At 63.3% G+C, this 23,447-nt stretch carries 14 protein-coding genes; 9 read left to right on the top strand and 5 right to left on the bottom strand.

Annotated features, from left to right (window positions below; genetic code table 11):
- Nucleotides 1-22: 22 nt before the first annotated feature.
- From araA to LF252_RS10085, 4 genes are all read left to right on the top strand, one after another.
- Nucleotides 23-1,513, top strand: coding sequence for an L-arabinose isomerase (araA, locus tag LF252_RS10100; protein ID WP_226269458.1), 1,491 nt, complete (start codon nt 23-25; stop codon nt 1,511-1,513).
- A gap of 189 nt (nt 1,514-1,702) precedes the next feature.
- Nucleotides 1,703-2,803 carry a LacI family DNA-binding transcriptional regulator gene (locus LF252_RS10095; RefSeq protein WP_226269457.1) on the top strand — a complete coding sequence of 367 codons (1,101 nt, stop codon included), beginning with the start codon at nt 1,703-1,705 and terminating at the stop codon, nt 2,801-2,803.
- An 11-nt stretch (nt 2,804-2,814) separates the two neighbouring features.
- Nucleotides 2,815-3,519, top strand: a complete 705-nt coding sequence (locus tag LF252_RS10090; RefSeq protein WP_226269456.1) for a 3'-5' exonuclease — start codon at nt 2,815-2,817, stop codon at nt 3,517-3,519.
- Nucleotides 3,512-5,416 carry a DUF294 nucleotidyltransferase-like domain-containing protein gene (locus LF252_RS10085; RefSeq protein ID WP_226269455.1) on the top strand — a complete coding sequence of 635 codons (1,905 nt, stop codon included), beginning with the start codon at nt 3,512-3,514 and terminating at the stop codon, nt 5,414-5,416. The genes LF252_RS10090 and LF252_RS10085 overlap by 8 nt, the downstream gene beginning before the upstream one ends.
- Before the next feature lie 211 nt (nt 5,417-5,627).
- Here LF252_RS10085 and LF252_RS10080 read toward each other — a convergent pair whose 3' ends face one another.
- The 4 genes from LF252_RS10080 to LF252_RS10065 are packed head-to-tail and all read right to left on the bottom strand — an operon-like array spanning nt 5,628 to nt 10,407.
- Nucleotides 5,628-6,680, bottom strand: a complete 1,053-nt coding sequence (locus LF252_RS10080) for a UDP-glucose--hexose-1-phosphate uridylyltransferase (RefSeq protein WP_226269454.1) — start codon at nt 6,678-6,680, stop codon at nt 5,628-5,630.
- Between the two features lie 27 nt (nt 6,681-6,707).
- Nucleotides 6,708-7,889 carry a galactokinase gene (gene galK / locus LF252_RS10075; protein WP_226269453.1) on the bottom strand — a complete coding sequence of 394 codons (1,182 nt, stop codon included), beginning with the start codon at nt 7,887-7,889 and terminating at the stop codon, nt 6,708-6,710.
- Between the two features lie 37 nt (nt 7,890-7,926).
- On the bottom strand, nt 7,927-9,114 hold the full coding sequence (locus LF252_RS10070; protein ID WP_226269452.1) for a DUF4861 domain-containing protein: 1,188 nt from the start codon (nt 9,112-9,114) through the stop codon (nt 7,927-7,929).
- 51 nt (nt 9,115-9,165) lie between these two features.
- Nucleotides 9,166-10,407, bottom strand: a complete 1,242-nt coding sequence (locus tag LF252_RS10065; protein WP_226269451.1) for a DUF2264 domain-containing protein — start codon at nt 10,405-10,407, stop codon at nt 9,166-9,168.
- A 329-nt stretch (nt 10,408-10,736) separates the two neighbouring features.
- Between LF252_RS10065 and LF252_RS10060 the strand changes: the two genes are divergently transcribed.
- Together LF252_RS10060 and LF252_RS10055 are read left to right on the top strand one after the other, a co-directional pair.
- A complete protein-coding gene (locus tag LF252_RS10060; protein WP_226269450.1) occupies nt 10,737-11,615 on the top strand; it encodes a helix-turn-helix transcriptional regulator in 879 nt (292 codons plus the stop codon).
- 132 nt (nt 11,616-11,747) lie between these two features.
- On the top strand, nt 11,748-12,719 hold the full coding sequence (locus LF252_RS10055) for an alpha/beta fold hydrolase (protein WP_226269449.1): 972 nt from the start codon (nt 11,748-11,750) through the stop codon (nt 12,717-12,719).
- A 55-nt stretch (nt 12,720-12,774) separates the two neighbouring features.
- Here LF252_RS10055 and LF252_RS10050 read toward each other — a convergent pair whose 3' ends face one another.
- Nucleotides 12,775-17,052 carry a hybrid sensor histidine kinase/response regulator transcription factor gene (locus LF252_RS10050; protein WP_226269448.1) on the bottom strand — a complete coding sequence of 1,426 codons (4,278 nt, stop codon included), beginning with the start codon at nt 17,050-17,052 and terminating at the stop codon, nt 12,775-12,777.
- Nucleotides 17,053-17,404: 352 nt separating this feature from the next.
- On the opposite strand from LF252_RS10050, the gene LF252_RS10045 reads away from it, so the two are divergent.
- From LF252_RS10045 to LF252_RS10035, 3 genes are all read left to right on the top strand, one after another.
- A complete protein-coding gene (locus tag LF252_RS10045; RefSeq protein WP_226269447.1) occupies nt 17,405-18,442 on the top strand; it encodes a glycoside hydrolase family 43 protein in 1,038 nt (345 codons plus the stop codon).
- Between the two features lie 318 nt (nt 18,443-18,760).
- Nucleotides 18,761-21,763: a SusC/RagA family TonB-linked outer membrane protein gene (locus LF252_RS10040; RefSeq protein ID WP_226269446.1), complete on the top strand. Its 3,003-nt coding sequence runs from the start codon at nt 18,761-18,763 to the stop codon at nt 21,761-21,763.
- Between the two features lie 30 nt (nt 21,764-21,793).
- The gene (locus LF252_RS10035; RefSeq protein WP_226269445.1) at nt 21,794-23,374 is read left to right on the top strand and encodes a RagB/SusD family nutrient uptake outer membrane protein; all 1,581 of its coding nucleotides are present in this window, start codon (nt 21,794-21,796) and stop codon (nt 23,372-23,374) included.
- The last annotated feature ends 73 nt before the right edge of the window (nt 23,375-23,447 follow it).

The following is a 23,447-nucleotide window of genomic DNA, read 5'->3' as shown; positions in this document are numbered from 1 at the left end:
AACAACAGCCGGCCCTTCTTCCATGCTTGACCTTTCGCAGTACGAAGCCTGGTTTATCACCGGTAGCCAGCACCTCTACGGCCCCGAAACCCTGGAGCAGGTAGCCCGGCACTCCCGGCAGATTGCCGAGGCCCTGGGCTCCGCGCTGCCCGTGAAAGTGGTGTACAAGCCGGTGCTCACCGGCCCCCAGGAAATCTACCAGCTGATGCAGCAGGCCAACACCACGCCCGGCTGCGTGGGCCTGATTGCCTGGATGCACACCTTCTCGCCGGCCAAAATGTGGATCAACGGCCTGAAGATTCTGCAGAAGCCGCTGGCCCACCTGCACACCCAGTTCAACCGGGACATTCCCTGGCAGGACATTGACATGGACTTCATGAACACCAACCAGTCGGCGCACGGCGACCGGGAGTTTGGGTTCATCGGGGCCCGCATGCGGCTGAAGCGCAAGGTGGTAGTGGGCCACTGGCAGAGCGCCGGGGTGCACGAGCGGCTGAGCATCTGGGCCCGCGCCGCCTGCGCCTGGGCCGACTGGCAGGGTGGCCGCATCGTGCGCTTCGGCGACAACATGCGCTATGTGGCCGTAACCGAAGGCGATAAAGTAGAGGCCGAGCTGCAGTTCGGCTACGAGGTGAATACCTACGGCATCGGAGATTTGGTGGCCGTCATCAACGCCGTGAGCGAGGAGCAGGTAAACGAGCTGCTGGCTACCTACGAGCAGCAGTACGAGCTGGGTGAAAGCCTGCGGGCCGGCGGCAGCCAGCGGGAAAGCCTGCGCGAGGCCGCCCGCATCGAGGCCGGCATGCGCCAGTTTCTGCAGGAGAAAAAGGCCATTGGCTTCACCGATACCTTCGAGGATTTGCACGGCATGGCCCAGCTGCCTGGCATTGCCACCCAGCGCCTGATGGCCGAGGGCTACGGCTTCGGCGGCGAGGGTGACTGGAAAACCGCGGCCCTGGTGCGGGCCATGAAGGTGATGGGTGCGGGCCTGCCCGGCGGCAACTCCTTCATGGAAGACTACACCTACCACTTTCAGCCCGGCAACGAGCTGGTGTTGGGCTCGCACATGCTGGAAATCTGCCCCAGCATTGCTGAGGGCCAGGCCAAGGTAGAGGTGCACCCACTGGGCATCGGTGGCAAGGCCGACCCCGCCCGCCTGGTGTTCAACTGCCCGGCAGGCCCGGCCCTCAACGCCACCATCGTGGATTTGGGCCACCGCTTCCGGCTGGTGGTGAATGAGGTAGAGGCCGTGGCGCCCGAGCAGGAGTTGCCTAAGCTGCCCGTGGCGCGGGTGCTGTGGAAAGTGCAGCCCGACCTGGCTACCGGAGCCGCCGCCTGGATTCTGGCCGGCGGTGCCCACCACACTGGCTACAGCCAGAACCTCACCACTGAGTACCTCGAGGACTTTGCCGAAATGGCCGGTATCGAGTGCCTGGTGATTGACGAAGCGACCAGGCTGCGCACCTTCAAGAACGAGCTGCGCTACAACGAGGTGGCCTTTGGCGGGCGCTAGAAGCTGATTAGGGCGTCATGCGGAGTTGATTATGGCTACACCACTAGTAGCAGCTTTTATCAACTCCGCATGACGCTTTTGTTTTAAGTGGTCAGCTTTCATTCCTCCTACCTTTGTGTTTGAAGCCACTCTGCCTGACGGGTTGCCCGAGTGCCAAACAGCTTCCGCGCCCTGAACTGACAACCGGCTATGCCTCCTCGTAAAAAAAACACCGACGCCGCGCCTCATACACCCGTTTCCATGGCCGACCTGGCCCGGGAACTGGGCGTGTCCATGACCACCATTTCGCGGGCTCTGAGCGACCATCACAGCATTGGGCCGGAGATGAAGCGGAAGGTGCAGAAGCTGGCCAAGAAGTACAACTACCAACCCAACCGCGTGGCCTCGGCCCTGCGCAAGGGCCGCAGCAAGCTGCTGGGCATCATCGTGCCTTACATTGAGGGCCGGTTTTTTCCCTCGGTGGTACACGGCATTGAAACGGCCGCCAGCCGGGCCGGCTACAACGTCATCATCTGCCAGTCGCACGAGGATGCCGCGCAGGAGCAGCGCAACGTGGAGGCCTTGCTGAGCGCCCAGGTGGCCGGTATTCTGGTGTCGTTGTCGCGCACCACCCGGGAGCTCACGCACTTTGACAAGGTGCAGGCCCGGGGGCTGCCGCTGGTGTTTTTCGACCGGAGCCCCGAGGGCGCTGCTGTTAATGCCGTAGTCCTCAACGATTACGAGGGCGCGTACCAGTCGACCCGCCACCTGCTGGCCCAGGGCTGCCGGCGCATTGCCCATTTGGCCGGGCCCCAGCACCTGAGCATCTATCGGCAGCGCCACCAGGGCTACGTGGCCGCGCTGCGCGAAGCCGGTCTGGAACCTGACGCCGAGCTGATTTGCTTTTCCGACATGACTCAGGCGGAAGCTGCCCAGGCCATGCGCGGCTGGCTGGCCCTGCCGCAGCCGCCCGATGCCGTATTCGCCGCCGGCGACTATGCCGCGCTGGGGACTCTGCAGGAGGCGCAGGCCCAGGGCTGCCGGGTGCCCGAGGAAATAGCGGTGGCCGGGTTCAGCAACGAGGCCTTCACGCTTATCACGCAGCCCACTCTCACCACCGTCGACCAGCGCTGCAATGAGATGGGCCAGGCTGCGGTACAGCTGCTGCTGGAGCTGATTGAGGCCGCCGGCACCCCCTTCACGCCCCGCCAAACGGTGTTGCCGCCCCAGTTGCTCATCCGCGAATCTTCGCAGCGGGAAGCAGCGGCTCCACCGGTTTCGGGCAGGCAGGCCAACGCTGCGGCCCGTTAGTAACTTCTGCAATGACCAGCAAGTACCTGCTCTTCGTGGATACCGAAACCACCGGCCTGCCCGCCCGTTGGCACCGCCCCTACAGCGAGGAGTGGGAGTGGCCGCGGGTAGTGCAGGTGGCCTGGCAGGTGTACACCGAAGCGGGCGAGCTGGTGAAGGCATTTGAAGCGTATCTGCCGATATCGGCAGCTGAGCTACCCGCCCAGTCGGTGGCCATTCATGGGCTTACGGCCGATTTTCTGGCCGCTCACGGGCAAGAGCCCATCCAGGTGCTTAATACCTTTTTGGCCGATTTGCGCCGCTATCAGCCCCGGGTGATAGGGCATTTTCTGCGGCTGGATTTTCACGTGCTGGGGGCTGCGCTGCGGCGTGCGGCTTTGCCCAACCCGCTGCCAGCCCTGCCGCAGTTTTGCACCATGCAGCTTAGCGCCGCCCCCGGCCTGCACCCGGGCGGGCGTCCGCTCCGGTTGGGCGAGCTGCACGAGCTGCTGTTTCGGGAGCCCATGGCCCGCCTGCACGACGCGCGCCTGGATGCGGAAGCCACGGCCCGGTGCTTCTTTGAGCTGCGCCGCCGCCAGCTGATTCCGGATGCGGTGCTTAATGGCCAGCCGCTGCTCACGGAGCCGACCGATACCACTCCGCGCTTTTCGCTCTGGCCCTGGGTGCTGGGCCTAGTGGGCGCGCTTGTACTGCTTTACCTGTTTTGGCATGGATAACCGCCTCGCTTTTTTGCGTACCGTTGCGCCCTTTAACCTGCTGCCCGAGGAAGTGCTGAGTGGGCTGGGAGAGTTGTTGACGGAAGTGCAGCACCCCCGCGAAACGCTGCTGTACCAGCAGGACGTGACTAAGCTGCGCCACCTCGATATTATCGTGGAAGGCGGCTACGAAACGTTTTTCTTCGATAGTGAGCAGCACAAGCGCCTGCCCGAGCTGTACGGCCCGGGTACCTGCTACGGGGGCATGTCCATTCTGCTCAACAAGAAACGCTCCTTGCGCACGGTGGTAGTGCAGAAGGGTACGCGGGTGCTGCAGCTGCCCCGCCGCGACTTCCGGGCCCTGTGCCTGGCCTACGAGCCGTTTTTTACCTACTTCACGGCCCGGTACGGGGAGCGGATGCTCAATGAGGAGTATGCCCACTTCGTGAAGCCCGACTCGCCGCCCCAGCAGAATTTCCTGGTGGCCGACCAGCTGTTTTCGCGCCGTATCAGCACCCTGGAAGTGCGGGAGCTGGTGCGTTGTGCCAGCCAGGAACCTATTTTTGAAGCCGCCCGCCGCATGGCTGCCGCTAAGGTGAGCTGCCTGTTTGTGGAGCAGGAGCCGGGCGGGCCCATCATCGGGTACTGCACCGATATTACCCTGCGCGACGCCGTACTAGCCCAGTGCCGCGACGCCCGCGGGCCGGTGGGCGAGGTGGCCGCCACCCCGCTGGTGAGCATCAATCAGGATGCCTTTGTGTACGAGGCCGTGCTGCGGATGTTCCAGACCAAAACCCGCTACCTGCTGGTGGAAAACCTGGGTGAGTACGTGGGCTTTCTGAGTCGCAATAAGCTGCTGGCGGATTTGGCCCAGTCACCGTTTATGTTCATTCAGGCCGTGAAGCTGGCCCAGAGCACCCGGGAGCTGAAGCGCCGCTGGGAGATGGTGCCCGACATTGTGAACCAACTGCTGAGCCGGGGCGTGAAGGCCGACATCGTGAACCAGGTAATCACCACCGTGGCCGATACCATTGCCCTGAAGGTGATTGAACAGGCCCTGGACGAGCTGGGGCCGGCCCCGGCCCGCTTCGTGTTTATGGTGCTGGGCAGTGAGGGCCGCAAGGAGCAAACCCTGGCCACCGACCAAGACAACGCCATCATCTACGAGGACAAGGCCAACGAGCAGCGCACCATGGTGCGCGACTATTTCCTGCGGTTTGCCACCCGCGTGTCGGATGAGCTGAACCACATTGGGCTGCACTACTGCACGGGCGGTTTCATGGCCAAAAATTCCAAGTGGACGCACTCCCTCTCGTACTGGAAGGGCTACTATCGGCAGTGGATGAGCGAATCGAACCCCGAAACGGTGATGCAGATGGCTACTTTCTTTGACTGCCGGGGCCTGTACGGCGACTTCACGCTGATTGACGAGCTGCAGGGCTTTCTGCGCGAGGAGCTGGCCCAGCCCCTGGAGCGGTTTCTGTTCTACATGGCCAAAAACGCCCTGCAGTACGAGCCCCCGCTCACCTTCTTCCGCGGCTTCCGCACCTTCGCCCAGGACGGGCAGCAGGTGTTCGATCTGAAAAAAGCCATGGCCCCCATCGTGGACCTGGTGCGCGTGTACGCCCTGCAAAACCGGGTGTTCCTCACCAATACCGGCGAGCGGCTGGCCCGGCTGCGGGAGTTGGGCGTGTTCCGGGAGCAGGAGTACCAGGAGCTGCTGCAGGCCTACTACTACCTCATGGGCATGCGCCTGCAGAAACAGGCCCGCCAGCTCATCAACGACCACGCCGCCCCCACCAACTACCTAGACCCCAAAAAGCTCACCCAGGTAGAGCAGGTCACGCTCAAGGAAATCTTCAAGGTCATCAGCGACTTCCAGGTGAAAATCAAAGTCAATTTCACCAAGTCGTTCTAGAACTGCCGAAGCATTATCTAGTCCCGAAAAGAACGTCATTCCGAGCGAAGCCGAGGAATCTCGCGTGCTGACGTTGCCAGAGTATTCAGGCGTCAGCACGCGAGATTCCTCGGCTCCGCTCGGAATGACGTGCAGGCGTAATTGGGTAGAAATAAAAGGGAGCCGGAAATTCATTTCCGGCTCCCTTTTACTTTACTGATAGTCAGATGAGCTACTGGCGGGCGGCTTTGTAGTGCACGCTAGGCAGCTCGCGCAGGCGCTGGGCGGCGGCTTCGGGGGTGATGTCGCGCTGGGCGTTGCCGAGCAGCTCGTAGCCCACCATGAACTTGCGTACGGTGGCTGAGCGCAGCAGCGGCGGGTAGAAATGCATATGCAAGTGCCACTCTGGGTGCTCCTGCCCGTCGGTGGGGCGCTGGTGCAGGCCGGCGGAGTAGGGGAAGGAGGTTTGGAACAGGTTGTCGTAGCGGATGGTGAGCTGGCGGACCATATCCGCTAAGGCGTCTTTCTCCTCGTTGGTGAGCTGGGTCAGGTCCTGCACGTGGCGGCGGGGCAGCACCAGCGTCTCGAAGGGCCAAATGGCCCAGTAGGGCACTACCGTTACCCAGTGCGCGTTTTCCAGCACCACGCGCTGCTGCTGCTCCAGCTCCAGGGCCAGATAATCGGCAAGCAGGCTGCGGCCGTGCTCCTGGAAATAGGCCGCTTGCTGCTGGGTTTCCTTGGCCGGCTCGCCGGGCACGGTGCGCTGGGCCCAGATCTGGCCGTGGGGGTGGGGGTTGGAGCAGCCCATTACCTGGCCCTTGTTCTCGAAGATTTGCACGTAGTTGATATCCGGCCGGGCACCCAGCTCCTGGAACTGCGCGGTCCACACGTCCACCACCCCGCGGATAGCCTCCTGGCTCATTTCCGGCAAGGTCAAATCGTGGCGGGGGGAGAAGCAGATAACCCGGCCTACGCCCGACTCGGCCTCGGCCCGCAAAAGCCCACCAATGTTGACCTCGCCCACGGGTGTATCGGCCAGCAGGGCGGCAAAGTCGTTGTCGAAGACGAAGGTGCCGGTGTAGTCGGGGTTCACCTCCCCGTTGGCGCGCACGTTGCCGGGGCAGAGGTAGCAGGTGGGGTCGTGGGCGGGGCGGGCGGCCTCGTCGGTGGCCTCCTGCTGGCCCTGCCAAGGGCGCTTGGAGCGGTGCGGGGAAACCAGCAGCCACTCGCCGGTGAGCGGATTGTAGCGGCGGTGCGGGTGTTCGGTCAGATCAAATTCAGCCACAGCGAAAGAGAAAAAGCAAGTCAGAAATTAAGCGCCAACGGTTGCGGGCACGGCACTCACGCCCGCCACAATGTGGGCGTGGTAGGTTTCCAGCGGACGGCCATACTGGGCGGTGAAGCGCCGGGATACTTCAGTCACGAAATCCTCCACGTGCTCGGGAGCCACTAGGTTGATGGTGCAGCCGCCAAAGCCGCCGCCCATCATGCGGGAGCCAAACACGCCGGGCAGGTCGCGGGCGGCTTCTACCAGTACGTCCAGCTCAGGGCAGCTCACCTCGTAGTCGTCGCGCAGGCCGGCGTGGGAGGCGTACATCTGCTGGCCGAAGGAGGTAAGGTCGCCGGCCGTGAGGTAGTCGCAGGCACGCAGCACCCGCTCGTTTTCCTCGATTACGTAGCGGCAGCGGCGGTACGTCAGCTCGTCCAGTTCGGCTTGGTGCTTTTGTAGCTGAGCCAGGGTTACGTCGCGCAGGGTTTGGATGGTGGGGTAGTACTGGCGCAGCACCGCCACGCCCCGCTCGCACTGGCTGCGGCGCACGTTATACTCCGAGTCGGCGAGGTTGTGCTTCACGCCGGAGTTGCACAGCACCACCTGGGCGGCCTGGGTATCGAAGGGGAAGTACACGTACTCCAGGGAGCGGCAGTCGAGGCGCACCACCTGGCCGGCCCGGCTCATGATGCTGGCAAACTGGTCCATGAGCCCGCACAGCACGCCGGCAAACTCGTGCTCAGCCTTCTGGGCCAGCTGGGCCAGCTGCAGCGAGTTCAGCCCGTAGTTGTTCAGCTGGTTCAGGGCAAAGGCCAAACCGCACTCCACGGCCGCCGACGACGACAGGCCCGCGCCCATTGGAATGGTGCCGCCGAACACGCAGTCGAAACCCTGGACGGCCAGGCCGCGCTTCTGAAACTGCGCCGCTACGCCCAGCAGGTAGTTGGCCCACTGCACCGGACCGGGCGTGAGCTGCTCGCCGGTCAGCTCCACCTCGTGGCGCTCCTGCTTGTCGTAGGAAACCAGCCGGATGCGGCCCAGGTCGTTGGGGGCCACGGCGAAGAAAATTTCCTTGTTGATGGCGGCGGGCAGCACAAAACCACCATTGTAATCAGTGTGCTCACCGATGAGGTTAACGCGGCCGGGGGCGCGCACCAGCAGGGCGGCATCGTGGCCGAAAGCATCGGTGAAGGCGCTGGCAATGGCGTGAACGAGGGCTTGCATAAGAGAAGGGGAAAAAGAGAAAAATCTGCGCGGCAGTTTATTTTACGGAAACCGTAAGGGGCGAGGTCAGGCAGGTTGCAAAATGGGAGAGGTAGGCGTCCCAGGCTTCGGGCGAGGCAAACTGCCCGCTTTTCTGCCAGCCAAACCCGGCGTAAAACACTACCTGGTCGGCTCTGGGACGAGTGATGAGGTAGAGCTGGCTCTGGTCTTTCTGGGTGGAGCGGTGGTCCTGGTAATCGGTGAGGTAGCCGGGAGCTACCACCACGCCGGTGCCCAGGTATGATTCGTCGATTTTCTCCCAGTAGCGGGCCCAGCCGGCTTTGGGGTTGGCCTGCACCTGGCCTTTCTGCTCGTGCAGGGTGAGGCCCACGGTGAGGTTAGGCAACGGCTTATTGGCCGATACGTGCTCCTCGTAGCGGGTGAGGTTGGAGCCCAGGTCCAGGCTGATGCGCTTAGTTTCGGTTACGCGGCGGCCGTTGGCATCCCAGGGGGCATACGTCAGCTCAAACACCGTCCGGATGGGCCCCATGGCCAGCACTTTGTAGCCCGTGAAGTTCCGCGAGGTGTACAGCTTATCCCCGTCGAGCACGCCGGTGCCGCCGGTGCCGCGGCTGCTGCCCACGTGGTAGGGGTCGTAGCCCTCGCCGGTATCAGTGTGGTAGGCAAAGGGCTTATCGTGCACGTGGCGGCCGTACCACTTGTCAATGATCGGGTAGGGCACGCGCTTCAGCCAGCAGTCCATGCCGCTGCTGAGGGTGCCGTTGGGGTCTTTGCGGTCAAAGAGCTCCTGGGCGTTGGGGCCGTAGGTGCGGAAGGCCACCCGGTCGTTTTCCCAGGCAAAGTCATCGGTACGCTCGGGTACGAAACGGGCGAAGGTGGTGAGGGTAGGCGAGGCCGCTGGGGGCGTGCCGGCCGTAAGCACAAACCGGCGGGTGCCCTTGGCCGGCACGTCGGTCTGGAATAGCAGCTCCTCGGGCCGGCCGTCGGCGTTCAAATCCAGCCATTGGCTGACCAGTACCGCGCCGCTCTGCGCGTCCTTCACCACCAGCCCGTTGGGGCCCAGCTGCTGCATGGCCTTCGAGAGCTGGCTTACCGGCAAGCTCACGGTTTCCTGAGCGCGGGCCACCGGCAGGCGGTTGCGCACCGTTACGGTTTGCTGCACCGGAGCCGGGCGGGCACCCAGCAACAGGGCGGTAAAAGGAAGCAACAGGGCGGATATATTCATCGGGAAAAGCAGATTAGGTTCGGCTGCCGGGTAGACAGCCAAAGGTGGGCGTTAGGAGGCGTGGTCGGTTTTGACGTCCTGCCCCGACCAGATGCGCTGGGCCGTCCAGGGTTGGGCCGGGCTGCTCCAGAAGGCATCGGTGGCGGGCAGGCCCAGGGGCAGAAACGCCGTGGTGCAGAGGTAGAGGCTGCCCGTGGAAATGTACTGCTCCCCGATACCGGGCTGGTGCCCGCACAGCCCAATCTGCAGCCAGCCCTTCGCATCAAAAGTACCTTTGGCCTCCAGGGTGCGGCGGATAACGGCCGTGAGGGCGTTGCGCACCTGCCCGGCCGGCAACTCCTCGGGCAGCAGCTTCTGCAACGAGGCCTGCGCCAAATGTTGGAAAGCCCCGCAGCGGTAAGCCAGGGAGCGGCCGAAGGCGGCAAACGAGCCATCGGGGGCAATGAGGCGCTCCTGCACGGCGGCATAGCGCCGGGCCCGGGCCTGCAGCTTCTCCAGCAGCTCCTTGTTCTCCTTGCCCGCGGCCACCAGCGTGCCTACCACGTCCAGCAGCATGGGCTGAATCACGTAGCTGTTGTAGTAGTCCCAGTGGTAGTCGGGCCCGTCGCCGTAGGTACCGTCACCCTTGTACCAGGTTTGGTGCTCTTTGATGGCGTAATCCATGCGCATCAGGTCGCCGGTGCCGGTAAAACGGAGCAGCGCGGCCTCAATTATGGCGCTGAACAGGAGCCAATTGCTGTAGTAAGGCTTGATAACACGGGTGCTCTGGAGGGCTGCCGTGAGCTGTTGCCTGGTGGTTTCGGGCAGCTTTTCCCAGAGTTGGGTAGGGGCCCGCAGCAGGGCGTGGGCCAGAAAGGCGGCATCTACCACCGGCTGTCCGCCCTGGGTGAAGTTCATGAAATCAGCAGCCTGCGGGTTCACGGCGTTGGCAACGGCCTGGCGGGCCAGCTCGGCGCAGCGCTGCTGTTGGGCTCGTTCCGCAGCGGGCACGTCGGCCAGCTCCAGCCAAGGGGCCAGGCCGGCCAGGGTACGGCCCAGGGCTTCCAGGTGCGTTACCTGGCGGCGGCCGGCTTCATGACCGGGGGCGGTTTCCACGGGCATGGTGGCCCGCAGCTGGTTCTGGGCGGTGGCCGTCAGTACCGGTTCGGCCACCCGCAGCAGCGTAGCTACCCAGTAGTCCCGGTCGGTGGGTTTGGGGGCGGGGGACAGGGTAGCGGCAGCGGCAACGGCCGTCGGCAATGCCAGCACCGAGACTCCGGCTCCCAGACCCGTGAGGAAAGAACGTCGTTGCATACCCAGTTAATCGGTCAGTGGACTACTTGATCCAAAGAACCCACAAATTCACTAGCAATAGTAGCAGACGCAGCCCCCGGAACCGGGGGCTTTTTTAAGGAAAGTGCAGGGGTAGATTCGTCGGTAGCCTGTAAGCCCTTTTCCTGCAAGAGCACGCCGTTACAGGTAATCGTCAGTTTATCAGGCCGGCACGAGCCGGTGAATACAGATTGCGAAGGAACATACAGTGGCTGGGGCAGCTCATGGGTTAGTCGGACGTTGAAGTAGCGCCTGCTTCCAGTGGCTGACTTTCGCCCCATCATTTTCAGCCTTTCGCCGTTACTTGCATCATGCAGGCACCATCTCGCTACACCTACACCTCAGAGCTATATGAGCGCCCGGCGCTGGTCAACAGTGCGGAGCTGGCCTGGCCGGGAGTGCGGGTGGAGCGGTTTCAGCTGGAGGCCATGACGCTGCCGGCCCACGCCCACGAGCAGCACCTCGTGCTGATACACCAGGGCAACGAGCCCATCATCAACAGCCGCCAGACCGGACCCCGGTTAGAGGTCGACCAGTTTCGGAGCGGGGATGTGGGCATCTACCCGGGTGGCGAATACGGGGCTTTCGGCTGGGACGGACCGGTGGACATTGTGCAGGTGAATCTGGATGCCGCCGCCTTGGAAACCCGGGCCCGCCGCGACCTGGACCTCCGGTATTTTTCCCTGCACGAGCGGTTTCGGTGCGAGGATGGATTGCTGGCCCAGGTGGGCGTGAGTTTGCTGACGGCGGCCAGCCAACCGCACGCGCTGGGGCAGCTCTACGCCGAGTCGCTGATAACCGCTTTCAGCTACCATCTTATCCAGCACTACGCTTCGTTTGAGCGGCAGCTGGCTGGCAAAGCCGTGACTGGGCTGCCCGCCGCGGTGCTGGCCCGGCTGGACGACTACCTGGAAGCCCACGCCGAGCAACCCGTTCGGCTGGAGGTGCTGGCGGAACTGGCCAACCTGAGCGTGTTTCACTTCGCCCGGCGCTTCAAGCACACCACCGGCCGCTCGCCCTACCAATACGTGCTGGAGTGGAAAATCCGGCGGGCCCGGGAGTTGCTGCGGGCCGGCGCGCTGCCGGTAGCGGCCATTGGCGATGCGCTGGGCTTTGCCTCGCCGGCGCACTTTGCGGCGGCCTTCAAGCGGGCCGTGGGCCAGAGCCCCCGGGCGTACCAGCGGGGGTAGAGCAATCTAAAAGAGCAAGAATCGACAAGTAGTGCGCAAGAATTGGGCGTGGTGCCGCGGGGCCGCCGCTGACCTTTGGGGTAGTTCCGGCTGCCTCCGGTTGGCAGCGGATTCACCCTCATATACAAGTACATGCACACGCTTTCTGCCATTCCCGCGGCCTACTCCGATGAGGAACTGATCAAACAACTACCCGGCTTCACCAACCACTACGCCACCGTGAACGGGGTGCGGCTGCACTACGTGGAGGGCGGCCAGGGCCCGGTGCTGGTATGCCTGCCGGGCTGGCCCCAAACCTGGTATTCCTACCACCCCGTTGCCGCCGAGCTGGCCCGGCACCACCGCGTCATCATCCTTGATATCCGGGGCATGGGCAGCTCAGACAAGCCGGCCACCGGCTACGATAAAAAAACGATGGCCCAGGACGTGCACGGGCTGCTACGCCACCTAGGCATTACCAGGGCCTCGCTGCTAGGCCACGATATTGGCGGCATGGTGGCCGCCAGCTTCGGGTTCAATTACCCGGAGGCTACTGAGAAATTAATTCTGGCCGATGGGGCTCACCCCAGCGAAGGGATGCGACAAATGCCGTTGCTGCCTAGCCCCGGCGCGTTCGGGGAGAAAATGGACGGGCAGCAGCCGTACGCGTGGTGGATGGCTCTGAACCAGGTGAAGCACTTGCCGGAGCAGCTGCTGACCGGGCGGTTCCGCTACCTGCTGGACTACCTGTTCCCCTACGTGATGCTCGACGACAGCCACATGTCGGAGTTCGAGCGGGCGGTGTACGCCGCCCACTACGACCAGCCCGAGAGCATCCGCGCGGCCAACGCTTGGTACCAGGCCTTCAACCAGGATATTGCCGATGCCGCCACGTACAGCCGCCTCACCATGCCGGTGCTGGGCATCGGGAGCTGCGTATCGTACGGCTACCTGCGCATGAGCCTGCCATACATGGCGGAGAATGTAGAGGTAGTTGGGATTCTTGATAGTGGGCACTATATGTTTGAGGAGAAGCCGGCCAAGGTGCTGGAACTGGTGCTGAGTTTCCTGCAGCAACCCGCCGCCCAACCCCAATCCATACCCGCCGAGGCTTCTGCAAAGTAAACGCTAACTAACCGCAAACCAGCCTTCCCCGCCGAGTAGAAACTCCTTGTGTATACTACTCGGTGGGAGAGGCTGGTTCGCGGCGCTGGCGGTGCTGCTTGGCGTACTCCGACGGGGCCACGCCGAAAATCTTCTGGAAGGTGGTGCGGAAGTACTTGGCATTCTCGATGCCCACCTGGAAGGCCACTTCCGACACGCGCATCTGGGTGTGGGCCAGCAGCTGGGCAGCTCGCTTCATGCGCACGTCCCGGATAAACTCGATAACCGTTTGGCCCGTGATGCTCTTGATGCGCCGGTATAGCACCGATTGACTCATGCCAATTTCGCGCACCAGCACCTGCACGCTGAACTCCGGGTTTTCCAGGTTCTGCTCTACAATGGCCATAGCTGATTCCAGGAACTCCCGGTCGGCATCGGCCACCACAATTTCGGTGGGCTCCAGCAAAATCTGCCGCTGGTAGAACTCGTGCAGCTTGCGACGGTTGCGGAGCATAGTTTCAGCCTTGGCCTGCAATAGCGTGGGGTTGAAGGGCTTGTTCATGTAATCATCGGCCCCCATGCCTAAGCCCTCCAACTGGTGGGTTTCGGCGGTGCGGGCCGTGAGCAGCAGCACCGGAATGTGGGCCGTTTTGGGGTGCTGCTTCACGCGCTGGCACAGCTCCAACCCGTCGCTGCGAGGCATCATCACGTCCGAGATAATCAGGTCGGGCAGCTGGTGCAAGGCTTTGTCCCAGCCCACTAGGCCGTCCTCGGCGGTGCTCACTATATAGTCACCCTCGAACAGCTGCTGCAGATACTGTCGTACCTCGTCGTTGTCTTCCACCACCAGCAGGCGGGGCGGGCCCGCATGCACCGGGGCCGAGGCCGGCAGGTCGGTTTCTTCCAGCGGCGTGAGCAGCTGCTCCTCGTCGATTTGCACGGGCGTGGCCTCGTCGGTATCGGGCTGAATATCCTCGGGGCGCAGGTGCTGCTGGCCAAACGGCAGGCGCAGCTCGAAGGACGTGCCCACATCTACGGTGCTGGCCACAGTGAGCTGCCCGCCGTGGCGCTCGGCAAACTGCCGGGCCAGCGAGAGGCCAATGCCGGTACCCGTCATGCGCAGGGTGTTGGTGTGCGAGGCCTGGTAGTAGGGGTCGAAGATGCGCTCCAGCTCATTGGCCTTGATGCCCACGCCCGTGTCGCTGACGTTGATTTTGAGGTAGTTGCCCGTGAGCTGCTCGCCGGTGTACACGGCCTCCCCGCCGGGGCTGCCAATGATGGTGGCCGACAGCTCCACCCGGCCTTTGTCGCGGGTGTACTTGAAGGCGTTGGCCAGCAGGTTGGTGAGGATGATTTCCAGCTTGCTTCGGTCGAAGTACAGCTGCACCGGCTCACTGGGCACGTCCAGCACGTACTGCACGGCCCGCTCCTGGGCTTTCAGCCGGAAAATGGCGTAGATGTCGGTCAGGAAGCGGGTAACGTCGCCGGGCACGGCGCGCAGGGGCACGTTGCCGGTTTCCACCTTGCGGAAGTCCAGCAGCTGATTCACCAGTTCCAGCAGCTTGCGGGCCTGCTGGTGCATCAGGTTCACCTTGCCGCGCAAGTCCTGCACCGGGCCGGTGCTGCGCATAATCTCCTCCATGGGCCCCAGAATGAGCGTGAGCGGGGTGCGTAGCTCGTGCGAGACGTTGGTGAAGAAGCCCAGCTTCAGGTCGGTTACTTCTTTCTCCTTCTGCTTCTGGAACTGCTCCAGCGCCAGGCGGTTCTGCAGCTCCTGCTGGGCCATCTCGTTGCGACGGTACAGCAGCACGCCGCCCACTACAACTACCCCATAGAGCACGTAGGCCCACCAAGTTTTGTACCAGGGCGCGCGCACATCAAACTGCATAGCCGCCACCTGTTTCGACCACACGCCCTCCCCGTTGCTGGCTTTCACCTCGAAGGTGTAGTGCCCGGCCGGCAGGTTGGCAAAGGAAGCCGTACGCTGCCCGCTGACGGGGTACACCCAGTTCTGGTTGTAACCCACCAGCCGGTAAGCGTAGCGGTTTTTCTGGGGGTTGGCGTAGTTCAGTCCCACAAACTCCACCGAAAAGTCGTTTTCCGAGGCCTTGATGGTGACGGTTTGCGGCTTGGAAAGCGGCTGCTGCAGCACCACGCGGCCGTTGAACTCCTGGCCCACAGCCACCGGCTGGTTGGCAATGCGCAGGCCCGTAATCTGCACCACGGGCGGGTAGGGGTTGGGTTGAATAGTGTGGGGCTGGAAGTAGCTGATGCCGTTGACACCGCCGAAATACAAAGTGCCATCCTGGGACCGGGCCGCCGAGCCAATCTTGAAGGCGTTGCTCTGTAGACCATCCGCCACGTCGTAGCGCAGGTACTGGCGGGTGCCGGGCGTGAAGCGGTACAGGCCGGTGCCCCCAATCCAGAGGTGGCCCTCGTCATCAGCCAGAATGCTCTCTACGTCGGTTTCGGGCAGGTATTTGCGGTAGCTCTGCACGGTTTCTCGGCCTTGAGCATCGGTGCTGAGGCGGTGCAGACCCCCACCGATGGTGCCCATCCACAGGTTTTCTTCCCGGTCGAGCAGCAGCGGCCACACGTAGTTTACGGTGAGGCCCTTGGTACGGCCGGTGGGGTCGGTGCGGAACTGGCGCAGCACCTGCAGCGAGTCGGCGGTGGGGCGCAGCTTCAGCAGGCCCGCATCGGTGGTGCTGGCCCACAGCACGTCGCGCTGCCGGTCGTAGAGCAGATAGGTGAAGTGGTTGGTGGGCAGGCCGGTTTTGCCGGCGCGGTAGGTGCTCAGTACTTTACCCTCGGGGGTGAGGCGCACCAGGCCCGAGGTGAACGTGCCCACCCACAGCGTGCCAAACCGGTCCTCGGCCATGCTTTCCACCCCGGCCCGGCCCAGGTCGGTGCCGTTGGGTAGCAGGCGCATGGTGGTGAGCTTATCTTGGCCGCCCCGCCGCACTAGGCTGGCCAGGCCGTAGCCCCGGGTGCCAAACCAGAGCGTGCCGTTGCTGCTCTGGAAAATATTGGCCACATCGACCCCGCGGGTGGTGCTGTTTTTCTCCTGGTTGAGGTAGTTGCGGAACGTGCGCCGGGTCAGGTCGTAGGCGGCTACGCCGTTGCGGGTGCCAAACCAGAGGATATTCCGCGCCTCTTCCTTATACAGCGTGTTTACGTAGTTATTGGACAACGATGACTGCCCGCCCAACTGCCGCCGCAACCGCCCGAAGGGCTTCTGCCGCAGGTCCACTTTATTGAGGCCGCCCGCCGAGGCGCACAGCCATACAATCTGGTTGCGGTCCTCAAAAATCTGGTGGACGCGCTCTGAGTTGATCTTGAACGGCTCCCCGTCCTCGGGTAGCAGCAGGGTAGGCGGAGCCGGGCGCAGGGGCGGGGTAGTGCCCGTAACGGCCCCGGCCTCCCAGATATATAGCCCGTAGATGGTGCCCACCCACAGCCGCCCGAACGAATCCAGTAGCAAGGACTGGAGCTGCGGATACGTGAGGTTCTGGGGATGCTCGGTGAGGCGGCGCACGGTGCGGCGGTTGGCCGCGGCTACCCAGTACACCTGCTGACCGGTGCCCACCCATAAGTCGCCGCGGCGGTCCAGGTGCAGGGCCCGTACGGGGGCCGTCAGCTCGGTAGCTTCGGCCGTGAGGCGGGTGCTTTCCGGGCGCACCACCCGCAGGCCGCCGTTCAGGGTGCCAATCCACAGCTTGCCCTCCACGTCGGCGGCCAGGCTGGTTACCTGCAGCTGGTCCTGGGCCGAGGGCGTGAGCGGAGCCAGTTGGGTAAGGTCGGTAAGGGCGCCCTGCTTGTCGAAGGTCAGCACAAATACCCCGTCGTTCTGAGTGCCTATCCACAGCCGGCCGCGCTTATCGGAGGCCAGCGCCGAAACGCTGACGCGGGCAAGCTTCTGCAGCAGGGGCCGCAGCCGCTCGGGGCCAGTGGTTTCGTCGAGGTTCAGCAGCTGGTCGGCGGCGGCATCGTAGCGGCTGAGGCCGGCCCGCTCGGTACCGGCCCACAGCCGGCCATCGGGGGCCACGTGCAGCACCTGGATGCGGTTGGCCGTAACGCCTTTGCGCGGGTTTACGGGCAGCACGTACTGCTTTAGGTTGTAGCCGTCGTACCGGTCGAGGCCCCGGTTGGTGCCCACCCAAATAAAGCCCGACCGGTCCTGGGCCACGGCCATGGCGTCGCTGTGCGACAGTCCCTGGTCGACGGTGAGGTGCTCAAAGCGGAAGTCTTCCGGGGCCGTGTTCTGGGCCCATACCGCCGCGGGCAGCAGGAGCAGTAGCAGACAAAGTAGCGGGCCGGCAAGGGGCCATTTGGTGGGAAGCGGGAACGTCACGAATGAGTGGGGGTGGGGCGGCAGAAGAAATAAGGAACCAGAGCAAAGCAGTCGGTCCGGACCAATGCACAAGCCCTGCGGAGGAGCTGTGGCTACGAAAATAACATTCTGTCCGCGAATTACTCCCCCCTGCCAACCAGCCCAGGAAGCTCCCGGCGGCCGAAAGCGCCTACGCCAAAATACACCCCCCTAATTCGCCTAAAATCCCCCCCATTCGCGGGGGAAGCGGCCGGCTACTTTTAGGGTAGCAAGGCGGCTCAGGTGCTCCCAGAGTCTCGAACTGCCTACTTGTTCTGCCGGCCTGCATAGCTCTTTGCTACAGGAGTTTGGCGTTTTACTACTCCCTGCCACCATGCGTACCCACCTAGCCGCCGTTTGCCTGAGTTTATGGAGCGGCGTAGCCCTGGCCCAGGCTCCGGCTGCTCCCGCCGTTGCTGTCGGCGCCAACGTGAAACACACGGCCTTTCGCCCCGGCGAGCAGTGGCACGATACCGACGGCAACCTCATCAACGCCCACGGCGGCGGCGTGCTGCGGGTAGGCAAAACGTACTACTGGTACGGGGAGAAGCGCGCCCAGCAGCAGGAAGAAGGCGTGACGGTGTACTCTTCCCGGGACCTCTACAACTGGCGCTACGAGGGCGTGGCCCTGCAGCCCAGCACCCAGCCCGGCCACGACATTGAGCAGGGCTGCCTGATGGAGCGGCCCAAGGTACTCTTCAATAAGAAGACCGGTAAGTATGTGATGTGGTTTCACCTGGAGCTAAAGGGCAAGGGCTACAGTGCCGCCCGCGCCGGGGTAGCCGTGGCCGACAAACCCACCGGCCCCTTCCGCTACGTGAGCAGCTTCCGGCCCAACGGCCACATGTCGCGCGACATGAGCCTGTACCTCGACGATGACGGCCGGGCCTACCATATCTACTCGGCCCGGGAAAACTACGACCTGCGCATTGCCCGGCTCTCGGATGATTTTCTGACCGCCACTAAGCAGGATACCCTGCTGTTCAGCAACCACCGCGAGGCTCCGGCCGTGTTCAAAACCGGCGGCAAGTATTACCTCATCACCAGCGGCTGCACCGGCTGGGACCCCAACCAGGCCACGCTGCACGTCGCCGATACCCTGTTCGGGCCCTGGCAGGAACTGGGCGACCCCATGCGCGGGCCCAATGCCCAGAAAACCTTTGGGGGGCAGTCAACCTACGTGCTGCCGGCCCCGGGGCGGCCGGGCTCATTCATCTTCCTGGCCGACCGGTGGAACCCCAAGGACCTGAAGGATAGCCGCTACTTGTGGCTGCCGGTTCAGTTCCGGCAGGGGCAGCCCACCATTGAGTGGCTGGACCGCTGGAACCTGGACTTCTTCGCCCAACTCGGCGCTAAGTCGGCGGGGCAATAGGGGCGTAGGCGCTGGTTCAGGTGTCAGCGCAGGGTCCTTGTGCTCAAAGAAGTAAGGCCTTACTTACGAAATCCTGAGAAACCACTTAAGGAACCAGCAGCCGGCGAATTAGGCCCCGCTTATTGCCTAGAAAACGCCCGCAGTTCGGATACTAAGCCCAATACATTTGACAGCTGATCAACTGATTTTCAGCAGTATCAGCGGGGCTTGCCGGGGCTAGTGTTCCCACACCGCCCGCCCTGGCCTTCCGCCGACTTCACTCGCCTTCTACACACCTTTTTCCCACTCGGCCCACCGGCCCCCACAACCCATGCATCTATGAGGGTAAAACATTTACTCCTGTACGGCGCCCTGGCTCCCCTCCCCGCCGCTCTGGCCGTTGCCGCCCCCGGGTCGGCCGCCGCGCTGCCCACCCGCGAGCCAGCGCCAGAAGTTACGGTAACGGGTACCGTGACTGATAATAACGGCCAGCCGCTGCCCGGTGCTACCGTGGTGGTGAAAGGCACTGCCACCGGGGCCAGCACTGATGCCGATGGCAAATTCAGCCTGCGCCTGCCCGACGGCAACGCGGTGCTGCTGGTGTCGTCCATCGGGTTTGCGGCCCAGGAAATTCCGGTGAACGGCCGCAGCAGCCTGAGCATCCGCCTGCAGCCCGATGCCAAAGCTCTCGACGAGGTAGTAGTAGTGGGCTACGGTACCCAGAAACGCTCTGACGTAACCGGTTCCGTGGTGTCGGTGCCTCAGGACCGCCTGGAGAAGCTGCCGGTGGCCAACGTGGCCCAGGCCCTGCAGGGCGCGGTGGCGGGCGTGACCATCACGGGGGGCTCCAACCTGCCCGGTGCCCAGCCGCGCATTCAGATTCGGGGGGTGCGCTCCATTACGGCCAACACCGACCCGTATCTGGTGGTGGACGGTCTGCCGTTCCCGGGCAACTTCAACGACATCAACCCCAACGACATTGCCTCCATTGAGATTCTGAAGGATGCTTCCTCCACGGCCATCTACGGTACGCGGGGCTCCAACGGGGTTATTCTCATCACCACCAAGCGGGGCAAAACCGGTAAGCCCCAGATTCGCTACAACGGCTACGCGGGCTTCGAGAATCTGGTGACCCGCCTGCACCCGCTCGATGGGCCGGCCTACTCGGCTAAATACCAGGAGTTTGCCCGGCAGCGCGGCATCAACGTGACGCCCGTGCCCAACACCGGCGAACTGGACAACTACAACAACAACCGCACCGTGGACTGGATGGACCTGGTAAGCCAGCAGGGCTACCTGCAGGACCACAACCTGTCCTTCTCGGGTGGTACCAACGACATCAAGTACTTCGTGTCGGCGGATTACTTCAAGCAGCGCGGGGTGCTGCGCGGCTACCAGTTTGGCCGCGTGAGCCTGCGCACCAACGTCGACGCCAACCTGACGCCCTGGCTGACGGTGGGTACCTCCTCGTTCTTCTCGCGCAACAACGACGACGGCGGCCGCGTGGACCTGGGCCTGGCCCAGGTAGCCAGCCCCTACGGCAACGTGTACAACGCCGATGGCACCTACACCATCTTCCCGCAGCCCCCGGAACAGCTCATCAAAAACCCGTTGGGCGGCCTGACTACCACCCGGGAAAGCCGCGTGAACCAGCTCACCGGCACGGCCTACGCCGAGGTGCAGCCCACCTTCCTGAAAGGGTTGAAATACCGCATCAACGGCACGTACTCGTACCGGCCGTACCGCTACGCTTACTACGAGGGTCGGCAGTTTGGTAACCTGCGCGGCGGGGCCACCATGACCAACGACGAGCGGCACAACTACACGATTGAAAACCTGCTGATTTACAACCACGACATCGACAAGCACCACTTCGATGTGACGGCTCTGTACAGCGCTCAGCAGAACACCTACTTCACGACCACCGAAAACGCGTCGGGCTTCATCAACGACCAGATCGGGTTCAACAGCATCGGCTCGGGTTCCAACCCGCCCACCATCAGCTCCTACAGTGAGCGGCGGGCCCTGGTGTCGCAGATGGGCCGCCTGAACTACTCCTACGACTCGCGCTACCTGTTTACGGCCACGGCCCGCCGCGACGGTTCGTCGGTGTTCGGGGCCAATGCCGATAAATACGCCGTTTTCCCCTCGGTAGCTCTGGGCTGGAACGTGGCCAACGAAGGTTTCCTGCGCGGTAACTCGATGCTGAACCAGCTGAAGCTGCGCTTTAGCTACGGTACTACCGGTAACGAAGGCATCGGGCCCTACGGCACTATCACCGGCAACGCCCTGCTGCAGTACGCCTACGGCGGCGTAACGGCCGTGGGGCTGCGGGCCAACAACATCGGTAACACCAACCTGAAGTGGGAGCAAACCACCAGCACCAACTACGCGGTGGACTTCGGTGTCCTGAATAACCGCATCACGGGTACGGTGGAGTACTTCGATGCCAAAACCAAGGACCTGCTGCTGGCCCGTCAAATTCCGATTATCACCGGCTACGGCACCATTCTCGACAACATTGGGCGGGTGCAGAACAAAGGCGTGGAGCTGACGCTGGCCACCACCAACGTGCGGGCCGCCAACTTCACCTGGGAATCCAACGGTAACCTGTCGGTGATTCGCAACAAAGTGCTGGAGCTGTACGGCAACGGCACCGATGATATTGGCAACCGCCGCTTCATTGGCAAGCCCCTGGGTGCCATCTACGACTACCGCATGGTGGGCGTGTGGCAGGTAGGGGAGGATGCTGCCTCCCTGGACCCCGGCGCCAAGCCCGGCGACCTGAAGTTTGCGGACCTCGACGGGGACGGCAAAATCACCTCCCTCGACCGGCAGTACCAGGGCTCTACGCAGCCCAAATACACGGCGGGCCTCACCAACACCTTCACCTGGAAGGGCCTGAGTCTGCGCGTGTTCCTGCAAACGGTGCAGGGCGTGCTCAAGAACAACCCCACCCTGAACCTGGTGGACTTGGGCGGCCGCCTGAACACCCCGCGGGAAGTGGGCTACTGGACCCCTGATAACGCCCGCCAGGACCGCCCCGGCCTGAACTACTACAACCCCCGCGGCTACGGCTACCCCAGCAACGCCAGCTTCACCCGCCTCAAGGACGTGACGCTGAGCTACACGCTGCCGGCCGGCCTCACCGAGCGTCTCAAGCTGGGCGGCGTGTCGGCCTACGCCTCGGGCCGCAACCTCTACACCTGGACCAAGTGGGTTGGCTACGACCCCGAGCAGAACTACACCCTGGGCAACGGCACGGGCAACGTGGACGGCGGTACGCCCAACTTCCCCAACTCGGCCAGCTACGTGCTGGGTCTGAACGTGACCCTGCGCTAATTCCCACCCTTGCATTCCCTCTGACGACCGATGAAACGCATTTTACTAGCCACTGCCAGCTTGCTGGGCCTGGCTCAGGTGCTTAGCTCCTGCGACAAAGAATACCTCGACGAAACCCCCAAGTCCCTGTACACCCCGCAAACCGTCCTTACCGACTCCCTGGGTTTTGAGGCGGCCATGGCCGGCCTGCAGTCGGTGGTGCGGGAGCAGTACACCCACTCCGACCAGCAGGGGCTGATCAGCATCATGCAGCTGGGCACCGACGTGGCCATGCCCGGGCAGGTGCAGGGCGTGGAAGTGCCTTACTACAACTACAACCAGCTTACGGCCCAGGACCGGGGCTCGGAAATTTTCTGGAGCTGGGCCTACCGCACCATCAACAACGCCAACCAGATTATTGACGGCGCGGCCACGGCCCCTTCCACGGTGCGCCAGGGCTACAAGAACCGCATCAGCGCCGAGGCCCGTTTCTTCCGCGCCTACGCCTATAACTTTCTGGCTACGCTGTGGGGCGACGTGCCCCTGGTGGACAAGCCCGTTACCTCGCCCCGCACGGACTTCACGCGTACGCCGGTAGCCGATATCAACGCCTTCATCATCAATGATCTGACCACGGCCATTCCGAGCATGCTGCCCGGCAACCGGGTTATTTCGGGGCGGATTTCGCGGGGCGCTGCCCAGCAGCTGCTGGGGGAAGTGTACCTGCGCGACAACAAGCCGGCCCTGGCCGAGCAGGTGCTGCGGGACCTGATCAACAGCAACGTGTACCAGCTCATCCGGGCCCGCTACGGGGTGAAGTCGAGCCAGCCCGGTGACTACTTCTCCGACATGTTCATTGTGGGCAACCAGCGCCGCAGCCAGGGCAACACCGAGCTGATCTGGGGCATTGAGCAGCAGCTGCTGATTCCGGGCGGCACTACCAGCGCCCAGCAGCGCCGCGTGTGGGTACCGGCCTACTACAACGTGCCCGGCATGGCCCTGGCCGACTCCCTGGGCGGCCGGGGGCTGGCCCGCCTGCGCCTGAGCAACTGGGTGGATTACCGCCTCTACAACTCGGGCCCGGATATGCGCAACTCCAAGTACAACCTCAAGCGCAAGTTTTACTACAATGATGCCTCGCGTCCGGCCACGTTCGGCAAGCCGGTAACCGGCCTCAAGGGCTCGGATACCATCTTCTACATCACGCCCTACACCACCAAGTGGAACCAGTTTGACCCCACCGACACCTTCGGCTTTGGTACCATCAAGGACCTGCCGATGATGCGCCTGGGCGAAACCTACCTGCTGCTGGCCGAGGCGCAGTTCAAGCAGGGCAAGCTCGCGGATGCGGCTACCAGCATCAACGTGCTGCGCACCCGGGCCCAGGCTGCCCAGGTAACCGCCAGCCAGATTGACCTGAACTTCATTCTGGATGAGCGGGCCCGGGAGCTGATTGGGGAGGAGCAGCGCCGCATTACGCTGGTGCGCACCGGCACGCTCATTGAGCGTGCCACCCGCCTCAACGGCGCCTTCGTCACCGGCCTCACCCAGAAAAACCTGCTGCTGCCCATTCCGCAGGCCGAGCGGGACCGGAACATCAGCGCCAATCTGAGCCAGAACCCCGGTTATTAAGAAATTGAACCGACGGTTGGAGCCCTGCTTCGGCCGTCGGTTTTGCTTTGTCTGTCTCCATCTTTTCTGTCAT

Source organism: Hymenobacter pini (assembly GCF_020421205.1).
Classification (GTDB): Bacteria; Bacteroidota; Bacteroidia; order Cytophagales; family Hymenobacteraceae; genus Hymenobacter; species Hymenobacter pini.
This window is presented reverse-complemented; position numbering and strand designations above follow the sequence as displayed.